At 61.0% G+C, this 12,301-nt stretch carries 9 protein-coding genes; 8 read left to right on the top strand and 1 reads right to left on the bottom strand.

The window, feature by feature from the left end:
- Positions 1-42: 42 nt before the first annotated feature.
- Together JW799_RS27685 and ggt are read left to right on the top strand one after the other, a co-directional pair.
- Positions 43-1,164 carry a glycoside hydrolase family 88 protein gene (locus tag JW799_RS27685; protein ID WP_205432708.1) on the top strand — a complete coding sequence of 374 codons (1,122 nt, stop codon included), beginning with the start codon at positions 43-45 and terminating at the stop codon, positions 1,162-1,164.
- An 845-nt stretch (positions 1,165-2,009) separates the two neighbouring features.
- Positions 2,010-3,560, top strand: coding sequence for a gamma-glutamyltransferase (gene ggt, locus JW799_RS27680; protein WP_205433128.1), 1,551 nt, complete (start codon positions 2,010-2,012; stop codon positions 3,558-3,560).
- 328 nt (positions 3,561-3,888) lie between these two features.
- On the opposite strand, the gene JW799_RS27675 is transcribed toward ggt, so the two are convergent.
- Complete coding sequence (locus tag JW799_RS27675) at positions 3,889-4,866, bottom strand: aromatic ring-hydroxylating oxygenase subunit alpha (protein ID WP_205432707.1); 978 nt, start codon at positions 4,864-4,866, stop codon at positions 3,889-3,891.
- Positions 4,867-5,044: 178 nt separating this feature from the next.
- Here JW799_RS27675 and JW799_RS27670 point away from each other — a divergent pair, with 178 nt between their 5' ends.
- The 6 genes from JW799_RS27670 (at position 5,045) to JW799_RS27645 (ending at position 12,271) form a co-directional block, all read left to right on the top strand.
- Entirely contained in the window at positions 5,045-6,478 is a 1,434-nt protein-coding gene (locus JW799_RS27670) for an extracellular solute-binding protein (protein WP_080836914.1), read from the top strand.
- 1,203 nt (positions 6,479-7,681) lie between these two features.
- A complete protein-coding gene (locus JW799_RS27665) occupies positions 7,682-8,674 on the top strand; it encodes a zinc-dependent alcohol dehydrogenase (protein ID WP_205432706.1) in 993 nt (330 codons plus the stop codon).
- Positions 8,675-8,747: 73 nt separating this feature from the next.
- A complete protein-coding gene (locus tag JW799_RS29860) occupies positions 8,748-9,749 on the top strand; it encodes a Gfo/Idh/MocA family protein (RefSeq protein WP_338026336.1) in 1,002 nt (333 codons plus the stop codon).
- Positions 9,746-10,744: a Gfo/Idh/MocA family protein gene (locus tag JW799_RS27655; protein WP_205432704.1), complete on the top strand. Its 999-nt coding sequence runs from the start codon at positions 9,746-9,748 to the stop codon at positions 10,742-10,744. Before JW799_RS29860 ends, JW799_RS27655 begins: the two co-directional genes overlap by 4 nt.
- 37 nt (positions 10,745-10,781) lie before the next feature.
- Positions 10,782-11,438 carry an RraA family protein gene (locus tag JW799_RS27650; protein ID WP_205432703.1) on the top strand — a complete coding sequence of 219 codons (657 nt, stop codon included), beginning with the start codon at positions 10,782-10,784 and terminating at the stop codon, positions 11,436-11,438.
- Between the two features lie 68 nt (positions 11,439-11,506).
- On the top strand, positions 11,507-12,271 hold the full coding sequence (locus JW799_RS27645; RefSeq protein WP_080836921.1) for an SDR family NAD(P)-dependent oxidoreductase: 765 nt from the start codon (positions 11,507-11,509) through the stop codon (positions 12,269-12,271).
- Positions 12,272-12,301 lie beyond the last annotated feature (30 nt).

Raw genomic sequence — 12,301 nt, 5'->3', positions numbered from 1 at the left:
GGAAGACGCGCGGCGGAAAGCTGCGGACGGGAGGGAAGCGATGTGAACCGGGCCGAATTGCGCGAGAAGGTTGCGGAGTGGACGGATGCCTATGCCGGGCGAATCTATCGTGCCGGCCGGAAGCCGCCGTACGCCGACACCTGGAATTACGAGAACGGCACGATGCTGCATGCGATCTACCGGCTATACCAGCTAACGGGAGACGAACGGCATTTCGGGCTGGTCCGGGAGCAGGTCGACCGTTACGTGACGGAAGACGGCGCGATCCGCACGTACGAACGGACCGATTACAATCTGGATCAGATCAACATGGGCCGGCTGCTGTTTCCGCTGTACGAGCGGACCGGCCGGGAGAAGTACGCGAAGGCGATTCGGCTGCTTTCGCTTCAGCTTGAGAAGCAGCCCCGGACGACGGAGGGCGGGTACTGGCACAAGCGGATTTATCCGCGGCAAATGTGGCTGGACGGGCTGTACATGGCAGGTCCGTTCCGCTGCATGCTCGCGGCCGCGTTCGGATCGGGCCGGCCGGAGGAGTTCGACGATATCGCGATCCAGTTCGAGCTGATGGAGCGTCATGCGCGCGACCCGAAGACGGGCCTGCTTTACCACGGCTGGGACGAATCGAGGGAGCAGGCGTGGGCCGACCGCATCACCGGCTGCTCGCCGCATTTCTGGAGCCGCTCGATCGGCTGGTACATGATGGCGCTCGCGGATTCGCTCGAGCGGTTTCCGGCCGGGCACGTCGGGAAGAGCCGGCTTGCCGCGATGTTGGAGCGGCTCGTGTCGGCGGTAACGGTTTACCAGGATGCCGAAACCGGCATGTGGCATCAAATTACGGACGCGGGCGGCCGCGAAGGCAATTACGCCGAAGCTTCCGGGACCGCCATGTTCGTCTACGCCATTTTGAAAGGAATCCGGCTTGGCGTCGTTCCTTCCGTCTTCGAAGGGACGGCCGAGCGGGGCTTCGCGGGCTTGCTCCGGCATGCGGCGCGCGCCGATGCGGACGGAACGTTCCGCCTCTGCCGCATCAACCGGGTCGCCGGGCTGGGCGGCCATCCGTATCGGGACGGCTCCTTCGCCTACTACGTCGGGGAGCCCGTCGTCTGCGACGATCCGAAAGGGGTCGCGCCTTTCCTGCTTGCCGCGATGGAGCTTGCTTTTTGAATCGGTTCGCGATGCCGGGCGCATGTCCGGTTTTGAATCCGCGCAACCCTCGAATGTACCCGAAAATTTCGCCTTCATCGGCTCGTTCGCCGCGCAACTTGCTCATCCGGTCTCCCCCTCTAGCGCTTCGTCCCGCTACGAAGGCGCTGCCGTTCCAATATGCCAAGCGTTTTGCTTGGCATATTGGAACGTTCAAGTTCTTCGCCTTGCCAAAGAGTTTTATGAAAAATAAGGGGAGGCGGAGTGGGATCGCTCAAGCGGATAGAGGCCTATGTTGGATTTTGTCCAATCAAGGGAGCGGAAAACGGGGAAATCGTGATCTAGAGTGGATTTTATCCAACGAGGAGCCTGAAATTGGGGCGAAAACGCGGTAAAGGTCTCGCCAGATTGGACAAAATCCAATCAAGCCAAAAAGGTTTGCGAAAAAGCCGATTTGGGTTGGATAAATTCCAACCAAGCATCGTCGAATCAGCGTCGTTCCGCACCCCCCGCACCCCCCGCACCCCCGCACCCCCCGCACCCCCCGCACCCCCCGCACCCCCGCACCCCCCGCACACCCCCGCACAATCTTACGGAATCCCACACCGGGTCATGCGAACGGAGTACGTCCTTTATGCATGCGCCACAAACGGGTTCCCGTTTTTTAGGAACCTGTACAAGGACGTTTCGGGGGTCATGACTTTGCGAAAAAAAGAAGGTAAGATGAAAAGCAAGTGTCAGGCCCCAATGATCGTTTCAGCAAGCATCATGGGACAACCGAAACGGTTCGGAAGACCGTTATTTTTATTAACCGACGAACGGAGCGAACGAACTTGATCCCTAAACCGATAACCGGAACGAAAACGATGGTCGTCAGCCCCCATCATCTGGCCTCCGCGGCCGGAGCGCGCATCCTGCAAAAAGGAGGCAACGCCTTCGATGCGGCGGTGGCGGTCAGCGCCTGTCTCGCCGTCGTTTACCCGCATATGACCGGGCTAGGCGGAGACTCCTTTTGGCTGTTGCACGATAGCGGGGAAGGCGGCGTCAGGGCGTACAACGGAAGCGGACGGTCCGGGCGGCTCGTCACGCGGGATACGTTTGCCGGCGAAGACGCCATTCCGCAGCGAGGCGTCCGCAGCGTCGTCACCGTGCCCGGCATGGTCGACGGCTGGGATGCGGTTCACCGCGAATACGGCAGATTGCCCTGGAGCGAGGTGCTGGAGCCGGCCGTCGAGTATGCGGCGGAAGGCTTTCCGGTTTCGCCGGACCAGCACGAAAATACGGTGAGCCGGTTCGCCGTTTTGGCCGCCGAGCCGTTCACGGCGGATATTTTCCTGCCGGGCGGGAGCGTGCCGGCAGCCGGCGCGAAGTGGAAGCAGCCGCAGCTGGCGAAGAGCCTCAAAGAGCTCGCGACGAAAGGCCGCGACGCTTTCTACAAAGGCGATCTGGCGAAGCGCATCGCAGGTTCGCTTAAGGATCGGGGCGGACTGCTGACGCTCGAGGATTTCGAGCGGCATGCCGGCAACTGGGTCGCGCCGGCGAAGGGCTCGTACCGCGGGCACGAGCTGTACCAGCTGCCGCCCAATTCGCAGGGCTTTACCGGCATTATGACGCTGCACATGCTGGAGCGTTTCGATTTGCCGTCCATCGAACACGGCTCCTACGATTATTATCATCTTCTTATCGAGGCGCTGAAATTGTCGTTCAAGGATCGCGACCGGTATTTGAGCGATCCGGAATTCGCCGAAGTTCCGCTCGAGCGGCTGCTCTCGAAAACGTACGCCGAGGAACTGGCCCGGCAAATCGACCGGGCGCGAGCGCTCGAATACGCCGCCAATCCGATCGGGAGCGACACGGCCTACGCGGCGGTCGTCGACGGAGAAGGGAATGCGGTGTCTTTTATCCAAAGTCTGTATTTCGAATTCGGCTCTGCGGTTACGGCCGGCGATACGGGCATTTTGCTGCAAAACCGGGGCTCCTTCTTCTCTCTCGATCCGAATCACGTCAACCGGCTCGAGCCGAACAAGCGGACGTTCCATACGCTTATGCCGGCGATGGCGTGCCGGGACGGCAAGCCCTATATTCTGTACGGGACGCAGGGCGGGGAGGGTCAGCCGCAAACGCAGACGGCGCTGCTCACCCGGATGATCGACTACGGAATGAACCCGCAGCAGGCCGTATCGGAGCCGCGATGGTTATGGGGACGTTCGTGGGGGGAACCGACTCGGGAGCTGCGGCTGGAAAGCCGGATATCCGAACCGGTTCGGCAGGCGCTCGCGGAGGCGGGCCATCTCGTCCGGACCGTGGAAGCGTACGACGGCGTCGTCGGCCACGCCCATGCGATTCAAATCGACGACAACGGCTTCCGGGTCGGAGGCACGGATCCCCGGTGCGACGGCGCGGCGATCGGGTGGTGAGCGTAGCGGGGACGATCGCCCGGCTTTTGCGGCCGCGGAGCTTGACGCCTTGCGAGAAAAGCCGGGAGCGCGAGAGGCCCCGGCTGCTCGCAATGGAAGTACCCGTTACTCGCCGCGTTCGGTCGCGACCTCGCCTTCGGCCGCCTTTTGGCCGGAGGCTTCTTTTTGCGTTTTTTTGCCTCTGGAGCCGGATGAGAAATGAATGCCTTTGGCCACGTAATAAATGAAGCCAAAGCTGATTCCGATTCCCGCGAAGACATAAAAACGGTAAAGATTTTCCCGGGATCGGTCCGGGGGGCGAGATCGGCCGTAACAATCGAGGCCGCATTCATTCGGTTCCGAACGTGACGCCCCAATCCTTGAGTTTCTTCCGGTAGGCGATGCTCATTCGGTCGGATTTCAGGTGCAGCTCGGCTTGCAAATCCAGCGGAAGCAGCTCCGGCTTCTGGTTCTCCAGCATGACCCGGTCCTGCTCGAGCAGCGTGTCCTGAAAGCGGATGAACACCTCGTCGTCCACGTCGAACGAGTAATTCCGCTGCTGGAGCATGAACGCCCGGCTGCTCTTCTCGCTTTCCGGCAGGACGATCATGTACAGCCGCATGACTTCGTCCGAGTCGTCGCTGCGTTTCGTAAACGCGACGCAGAACGGCCCGAACACCTCGTAAACGTAAATGCTGTTTACGCCCTTGCCGCGCCCGTCGGGATCGGGCTGGTAGACGACGATTTCGTCCGAGCGGAGAACGCCGTCGATTTCATGCACATGGTAATCGTTGATCTCGGGAAATTGGCTGTCGCCGAGCAGGCCTTCGTGAACGAACATCAAATGGGAAACGTCGAGAAAATTTTCCACCGAACGGGGCGCGGCCGCTTGAAGGTCGTAAGGGCCGATCGGCAAATCCTTGAAGCCGGGCTCCGGCTCCGTGCCGACCAGCGGATGGGCGCCGCTTGGCGTTCCGAGGCATACCCAGACGATGCCCCGGGATTCGACGCACGAATAGGCGATCGCTTTCGCCTTGGCGGGAATTTTTTGCTCCGGCGGCAGCGCCGGAATGCGCACGCAGGCTCCGCAGCCGTCGTACCGCCAGCCGTGGTAAGGGCAGACGAGTTCGTCGTTTTCCACCTTGCCCAGCGACAGCGGGACGCCGCGATGGATGCATAAATCCTTGAAGGCATGAACCCCGCCGCTCGTCCGGAACACGACGATTTTCTCGCCGAAGACGACGGCGGACACGGGGCGTTCCGCCAGATCGGCCGACATGATGACCGGATGCCAGTCGTTCGACAGAGCGTTTTTTTCTTTAAGCATGCGACCACTTCCTTCATTCGAGCGATATAAAAACAGGTTCGGTTTGTGTCAATTTAAATCACATAAGAGGCCTGCGTCAAGGGGCTTCTTCCGAACGCGGTCGAGGAGTTGACATTTGATAGGAAATGCTTAAAAATAAATTCTGATGTTTATGATGCGAGAAATAGGTGAAGTATACATGAGTTATAAATCAGACCGCCCGTCCTTCCAGGAACGGCTGGACCATTTCGTCAGCGTGCTCCGGATGGAAATTTTGAACGGCATCCGCCAGGAGGGAACCTACCTGCCTTCGGAGAGCGCGCTGGCCAAGCAGTTCAACTTGAGCAACAAATCGATCCGGAAAGGGCTCGACCAGCTCGTCGAAGAGCAGCTGATCGTCAAGATCGACAGGGTCGGCAGCATGGTAACGCCCAGGGCGAAAGAGGCGATCACGCTCAATTTCGGCTGTCCGATTTCGCTGCCGACGGATTTTCGCATCGACGAGTTGATTTCGGAATTCAGCCGCCGAAACCCGGGCATTCACGTCCGGCGGATTACGCTTAACCATGGAAGCTACGTGCAATCCGCCGAAGAAATGATCGCGAACGGCCTGCTGGACATCGTTACGTTCAACAGCCCGCAATTCCAGGAATGGACCGAACTCGGACTTGCTCCGCTGCTCGAGGAGCTGGAGCCCGACCGGGAGCTGTACCCGATCGCGGAGGAGGCGTTTCAGTTCGAGGGGGCGACCTATGCCAAGCCGGTCTCGTTCTCGCCCGTCGTATTGTGCTATAACAAGGCCCATTTCCGCGAAGCGGGGCTGCACGAGCCGGACAGCTACTGGACGTGGCACGATTTGCAAAACGCCGCCGCCAAGCTGGCCGAAACCCGCGGCCGCCACGGCATTTACTTTTTGCCGACGTCGGAAAACCGGTATTCGGTCTTTCTGCTGCAAGGCATGGGCAACCGGACGAACGCCCCGGGCGGGGCGGTTCCGATCGATTCGAAAGTGATCGAAGGGCTCGATACGCTGAACGGGCTCATCGCGAGCCGCGACGTGTTTCCGAATTATTGGGCGCACGGCAACGACGAAACGGTCCAGCTGTTCGCCGACGGGCAAGTTTCCGTGATTTTGTGCACGTACTTCAACTTGAACGAATTCGCCCACCTGCCGCTGGAATACGATATTTGTCCGCTCCCGAGCCTGCGGCGGGGCGACCCGCAGCGGACGCTGCTGCTGTCGATCGGGGTGTCGCTCGTGCGCCATTCCAACGCGAAGGAAGCGGCCCGGCGGTTCGTCGAGTTTCTGACGTCGGCCGAAGCGCAAAATCTGATCCGCGACCGGACGGTGAGCATTCCCGCGCGGAAGGAGTCGGCGGAACGGCCGCTCGGCGAAGGCTTGAAACGTCCGTCCCGCTACTCCATGTTCCGCGAGATGTTTCCTTCGTTTGCCTACCACCGGGACATCGGGCTGCGAATCGACGACTTGCGGCAACTGACGAAAGGCTTGAAGGAATACTGGTCCGGCATGATCGACGAACCCGAGCTTCACGGCAAGCTCAGGACGCTGTTCGCGCCCGCGAGCGTTCCCGGCGGGGAAGGCCGGGAAGTTCCGTCGGGAGAACGCGGATAATCGGTTCCGGACCGATAGATTCGATCGGATACGGTCAGATGCAATCAGGCACGATAACGTCGCCCCGCAGGCCGGGCTTGAACGGCGGTTCGGGAGAGCGCGCGTCTTCGAACGAAGCGCACGTCTTCCGGGTTGCCCGCCAAGCCGACCGCTTGCGGGGCTATTCTCCGTTCGTGTTCCTCTGTGCCCAAGTACCGCAACTCGGCATGACAGGCATTCGATCCATTGAAAGTTCTTCTGCTTTGGAGTTCGCTCTTCTGAGCGAATGCCACAGGCGATGTACCCTGACGTTTTCTTCGTATAAAAGAATGTTCAAATTCATCGCCGTTCGAAAGCGCTGAGCAAGCTTGCGGGCGCGGGCGCACGCTCGGACGACGTAAACCATTTCTCCAGCGATATTCCTCGTCCACGCCGATAGTCGGTTCGACCCTCAGCGGATCCATTTGAGTCATGGTTACTCATCTCGCCGCCACCGCACGCGCGCTAACGATCCATTTGAGTCGTGGTTACTCATCTCGCCGCCACCGCATGCGCGCTAACGATTCATTTGAGTCATGGTGACTCATCTCATCGCCACCGCACGCGCGCTAACGATCCATTTGAGTCGTGGTGACTCATCTCGCCGCCACCGCACGAGCGCTAACGATCCATTTGAGTCGTGGTGACTCATCTCGCCGCCACCGCAGAGCGCGCTAACGATTCATTTGAGTCATGGTGACTCATCTCGCCGCCACCGCAGAGCGCGCTAACGATTCATTTGAGTCATGGTGACTCATCTCATCGCCACCGCACGCGCGCTAACGATCCATTTGAGTCATGGTGACTCATCTCATCGCCTCCGCACGTATGTTAAACATCCGGTTGAGTCCATTTTTCTTCGCGATTCAGAAAGTGGAAGTTTGGCATACATCCTTTTCAAGCTTCGCCTAATCCTGCGTCGCCCAGACTGAAGCCCGGCGGCTTTCGGTCAAAGGGTATAGGGTTCGTTTTCGACGATAAGTAATAGCGCTTACACTCCCCCGGATACGACGATAAAATAGGAAAAATCAATAAAACCTCAAGAATACGTCATTTATGGTTGACGCCTTTTTTGCAGGGTGTGTATAATCAGTACATCAGTAATACATCAAAATTACGGAATCATCTATGCTTGGCTACAAAAGGTAAATCAGTTGTAAATCAGAAATAAATCAGGAGGCGCCTATGCGAGCATTGCAAACCCGAAACGGCGCGGCGGTCATCGCGGATCTGCCCGATCCCGAAATCAAGCCGCAGTACGTAAAGGTCAAAAACGATTTTTCATCCGTCAGCATCGGCACGGAACTTCTGATGATCCGGAAAAATTCGCAATCGTCGCTAGGCTACAGCGCATCCGGCGTCGCGATCGAAGTCGGCGAAGGCGTGACCGGCGTTCGCCCGGGGGACCGGGTAGCGTGCTACGGGACTTCCGCCCACCGAGAAACGATGCTGTCGCCCAAGCACCTGACGGTCCCGATCCCGGACGGCGTGTCGTCCGAAGACGCGGCTTTCGGCGGACTCGGCGCCATCGCGATCCATGCGCTCAGGCAAGCCGGCCTGCAGTTCGGGGAATCGGTCGCGGTCGTGGGCGCCGGCATTTTGGGCCAGTTGATCGCCCGCGTCGCCCATGCGTCGAACTACCGGGTCGTCGGGCTGGAGCCGCTGCAGACGCGGAGAGACAGGCTGCGGGCCGGCGGAATCCGCCACGTCTGCAAGGATAAGGACGAAATGACGGAGACGATCGGCAAGCTTACCGACGGAAAAGGAGCGGATGCCGTGCTCGTATGCGCAAGCAGCCGGAAGGACAATCTGATCGATTCCGCCATCGGCTGGCTGAGGGATCGCGGCAGGGTCGTCATCGTCGGCGATACGGGCTGCGAGTTCGACCGCGATTTGCTGTTCGCGAAGGAGGCCAGCGTGCATATTTCGCGGGCCGGAGGTCCCGGACGCTACGAGGCCGATTACGAGCAGCGCGGCTTCGATTACCCGGTCGGCTACGTCCGCTGGACCGAAGGCCGCAACGTGCAGGCGTTTCTCCGCATGCTGGAGGAAAACCGGATCGAGCTGAATTCGCTCGTGACCGACCGCATCGCGTTCGACGAGCTTCCCGGCATTTATCCCCGTTACGAGCGTTCGCCGCAGGACATGATGGGAGTCGTCGTCCGTTACGGCGGCTGATCGGCCTTGTTCGGAAACGGGTGTTTAACGGAAACGGATTAGCGGAAAACGAAAACGAGAGGGGATAGCGAAAGTGACGAAAGTGGCGGTCATCGGCTGCGGCGGCATGGGCAACATTCATGCCGACCGCTATCGCTCCATGCCGGGAGCCGAGCTGGTCGGGGTTTGCGACGTAAACGAGGCGGCCGCGTCCGCGCTCGGCGCGGCGGCGGGGGTTCCCTGGTTTCGCACGGCGGCCGAATTGCTCGAAGCGACGAAGCCCGACGCGGCGAGCATTGCGGTCCCGACTTATTTGCACGCCGCGCTCATTAAAGAGGTCGCCGACCGCGGCGTTCATGTCATTTGCGAAAAGCCGCTGGCCTTGACGTCCGAAGAGGCGGAGGAAGCGGTCCGATACTGCGCCGACCGCGGCGTGCGGCTGTTCGTCGGCCATGTGGTGCGTTTTTTTCCGAGCTATGAAAAGCTGGCCGGGCAGGTCCGTCCGCTTGGCGGCGAAGCTGGGGGCGTGTATCACGCCAAACGCGCCGGAAGCCATCCCGGGCTCGTGCAGCCCTGGTTCAAGGACGCGGATAAAAGCGGGGGCGTCATTCTCGACCTGATGATTCACGACATCGATTTTATATTGGGAACGTTCGGCGAGGCGGTCGAGGTGTTCGCCTTCAACCGCAAGACGAACGACATCGATTACGCTTCGGCCACGTTCCGTTTCAAGAACGGGACGATCGCCCAGCTCGAAGCGTTCTGGGGGTATCCGGGCGCGTTCCATACGTCGTTCGAATACGCGGCCGCCGGCGGGATCGTCCGCGGCGAGAGCGACAGCTCCGAAAGCTTGCGGGTTCGCCGGTCCGCGCCCCCGGGGGCCGGTTCAGGCTTCGTGGAGACGCCGCAAAGCGTGCTGCTCGAAGACCCTTATTACCGGGAGCTCGCGCATTTTCTGCATTGCATCGAAACCGGCGAGGGGCCGCTCGTAACCGCGTTCGACGCGCTCGAAGCCGTCCGCTGGGCGGAAGCGGCGCTGGAGTCGGCCAGAGAGAAGCGCCCGGTCAAGCCGCGAAAGGAGGAGAAGCCGGCATGAGCAACTTGCGGATCGGGATGATCAGCTTTGCGCACGGCCATGCGTTCGATTATTTGGACGGGCTGCTCGTCATGAAGGACGTCGAAGTGGCGGCCATCGCCGACGACAAGTCGGAGCGGGTGCGGGAGCTGGCCGCCCGTCACGGCATTCCGTATTACGAGGATTATCGCGAGCTGCTCGCCGATCGGGCGATCGACGCCGTAATCATTTGCTCCGAGAACGCCCGGCACGCCGAGCTTGCGATCGCGGCGGCGCGGGCGGGCAAGCATGTGCTGTGCGAGAAGCCGCTGGGCATCTCCGTCGGCGAAATGGAGCGCATGATCTCGGAATGCCGCGCTGCGGGCGTCCAGCTGATGACCGCGTTTCCGTGCCGGTTTCTGACGCCGGTCGTGCGCGCGAAGGAAGCGCTCGACCGGGGCGACATCGGCGAGATTCTCGCCTTCAAGGCGACGAACCGGGGGTCTTTCCCCGGCGCGGAATGGTTTTCGGACCCCGCGCTGGCAGGCGGCGGGGCGGTGCTGGACCATACCGTTCACGTGATGGACCTGATGAACTGGTTTACCGGCTCCCGGGTGTCCGGCGTTTACGCTTACGCGGATACGCTGTTCGACCCCGAACGGAAGCGAACGATCGACGACGCGGGCATGGTGCACGTCGAATTCGAAAACGGGGTATTCGCGGTGCTCGATCCGAGCTGGTCCCGCAACCCGGGCTTCCCGACCTGGGGCGACGTAACGATGGAAATCGTCGGCACGAAGGGCGTCATTTCGATCGACGCGTTCAATCAGAAAAACAGCGTCTACAGCCGGTCCCCGGCCCGCGGCAACTGGCAATTCTGGGGCGACGACATGAACGCGCTCATGCTGGAAGCTTTCGCGAAGGCGCTGCGAAACGGAGAACCCGTTCCCGTTACCGGCGAGGACGGCCTCCGCTCGACGATCGTCGCGCTGAAGGCTTACGAGTCCGCGGCGCAAGGCGCTCCCGTCGCGCTGTGAAGGCGGGCAATCATTCCGACAACTGGAGGCAAATCCGATGAACGATAAACAATTGTTCGACCGCATGAGCGAAACGCTTTATTCCGCGGTCATTTCCGATACGCTCGACGAGCTTGGCTACCGCAACCAGGTCATGCGCGAAAACATCAACCCGCTCGATCCGAACTGGGTCGTGGCGGGGCGCGCCAAAACGATTCTGTCGGTCGACGTGCACTACTTGCCGGCCGATCCGTACGAGAAGGAAATCGCGGCGGTCGACAGCGTGAAGCCGAATGAAGTCGTCATCGGCTGCACGAACGAGTCGCGCCAGAACGGCCTGTGGGGCGAGCTGCTCTCGACCGCTTCGAAAATGCGGGGGGCGAGGGGAGCGATCGTCGACGGACTGATCCGCGACACGAAAAAAATTCTCGAGCTCGGCTTCCCCGTATTCGCCACGGGCACGAAGCCGGTCGATTCCCAAGGGCGCGGGCTGGTCATCGATTACGATATCCCGGTGCTCTGCGGCGGCGTGCTCGTCCACCCGGGAGATATCGTGTTCGGCGACCGCGACGGCATCGTCGTCATTCCGTCCGCCCTGGCGGACGAAGTGTTCCGGCGCGCGCTGGACAAGGCGACAAGGGAAAACCATACGCGCAACGAGCTGCTGGAGGGCCGCACCCTCCGCGAGGTATACGACAAGTACGGCGTGCTGTAGCAAGGAAAACGGCTGGCATCAACATTCGATCGGCGGCATCTGATCCTGCTGAACAGGAGGCGAAAGGCATGAGGCTGCAGGGAAAGCGGGCGCTTGTCACCGGCGCGGCCCGCGGTATCGGGCTCGGCATCGCCCGCAGGTTTTTGGAGGAGGGCGCGGCCGTCGCGCTTCTCGACCGCAGCGAGGCGGAACTGCAAGAAGCGCTTGCGGAGTGCCGGACGATCGCGGCGGACCGGGTTTCGGCCGAACGCTGCGATCTCCGCGCCGACGCGGACCTGGAGGAGGCCGCCGAGCGCGCGTTTGGGCGGCTCGGCGGCATCGACATCGTCGTCAACAACGCGGGGATCGCGTTTCGCGAGCCGTTTCTCGATATCCCGGCGGAGCATTGGAACGCGGTGTTCGACATTAACGTCCGGGCCGTTTTTCGGCTTGGCCAGCTTGCGGCCAGGCGGATGATCCGGCAAGGGACCGGAGGCGCGATCGTCAACATGAGCTCTAAAAACGGGCTTGCGGCAAGCTCCGAGCTTGCGCATTACAACGCGTCGAAAGCCGCCGTCATCTTGCTGACCGAATCGATGGCGGTGGAGCTTGCGCCGCACGGCATCCGCGTGAACGCCGTCGCGCCGGGCTTCGTCGACACGCCGCTCGACCGCAAGCTGCGCGAGCAGTCGAACCTGCCCGCCTTTTCGGCGCATACGCCGATGAAGCGCGCGGCGACGGTCGAGGAAGTGGCGAACGCGTTTTTGTTTCTGGCGTCGGACGAAGCGTCCTACGTGACGGGGACGACGCTTCGAATCGACGGCGGGCATTTGGCGAACGGAAGCGAGCTGTAGGCCGGCCCGCGCCCAATTCAAAAGGAAAGG

This window comes from Cohnella algarum, assembly GCF_016937515.1.
Classification (GTDB): domain Bacteria; phylum Bacillota; class Bacilli; order Paenibacillales; family Paenibacillaceae; genus Cohnella; species Cohnella algarum.
The sequence above is the reverse complement of the archived record's forward strand: the minus strand, read 5'-3'. Positions and strand labels throughout refer to the sequence as shown.

What these genes read in the sequence shown, in the direction of transcription:
- JW799_RS27655 (WP_205432704.1), top strand. Translation starts at nt 9,746, where the DNA reads ATGAGCAACTTGCGGATCGGGATGATCAGCTTTGCGCACGGCCATGCG.
- JW799_RS27650 (WP_205432703.1), top strand. Translation starts at nt 10,782, where the DNA reads ATGAACGATAAACAATTGTTCGACCGCATGAGCGAAACGCTTTATTCC.
- JW799_RS27670 (WP_080836914.1), top strand. Translation starts at nt 5,045, where the DNA reads ATGAGTTATAAATCAGACCGCCCGTCCTTCCAGGAACGGCTGGACCAT.
- JW799_RS27665 (WP_205432706.1), top strand. Translation starts at nt 7,682, where the DNA reads ATGCGAGCATTGCAAACCCGAAACGGCGCGGCGGTCATCGCGGATCTG.
- JW799_RS27645 (WP_080836921.1), top strand. Translation starts at nt 11,507, where the DNA reads ATGAGGCTGCAGGGAAAGCGGGCGCTTGTCACCGGCGCGGCCCGCGGT.
- JW799_RS27675 (WP_205432707.1), bottom strand. Translation starts at nt 4,866, where the DNA reads ATGCTTAAAGAAAAAAACGCTCTGTCGAACGACTGGCATCCGGTCATC.
- ggt (WP_205433128.1), top strand. Translation starts at nt 2,010, where the DNA reads ATGGTCGTCAGCCCCCATCATCTGGCCTCCGCGGCCGGAGCGCGCATC.